The sequence below is a fragment of the Acinetobacter piscicola genome (assembly GCF_002233755.1).
Taxonomy (GTDB): domain Bacteria; phylum Pseudomonadota; class Gammaproteobacteria; order Pseudomonadales; family Moraxellaceae; genus Acinetobacter; species Acinetobacter piscicola.
The window spans coordinates 1-527 of sequence record NZ_KZ268715.1; the positions used below are offsets into that span (position 1 = coordinate 1).

Sequence of the window (527 nt, forward strand, 5' to 3'; positions counted from 1 at the left end):
GAGCGCAACGCAATTAATGTGAGTTAGCTCACTCATTAGGCACCCCAGGCTTTACACTTTATGCTTCCGGCTCGTATGTTGTGTGGAATTGTGAGCGGATAACAATTTCACACAGGAAACAGCTATGACCATGATTACGCCAAGCTCGAAATTAACCCTCACTAAAGGGAACAAAAGCTGGAGCTCCACCGCGGTGGCGGCCGCTCTAGAACTAGTGGATCCCCCGGGCTGCAGGAATTCGATTGAATCTGNCACCCGGATCCGATAGACCCCGCAGGCGGGATGTGAAGCCCACGAATTCCGGCATCAAGCTTATCGATACCGTCGACCTCGAGGGGGGGCCCGGTACCCAATTCGCCCTATAGTGAGTCGTATTACAATTCACTGGCCGTCGTTTTACAACGTCGTGACTGGGAAAACCCTGGCGTTACCCAACTTAATCGCCTTGCAGCACATCCCCCTTTCGCCAGCTGGCGTAATAGCGAAGAGGCCCGCACCGATCGCCCTTCCCAACAGTTGCGCAGCCT

At 54.2% G+C, this 527-nt stretch carries 1 protein-coding gene; it reads left to right on the top strand.

The window, feature by feature from the left end:
- Positions 1 to 318 precede the first annotated feature (318 nt).
- A partial coding sequence (locus tag CDA10_RS17185) for a hypothetical protein (protein ID WP_427929137.1) occupies positions 319 to 527 on the top strand: 209 nt, incomplete at its 3' end.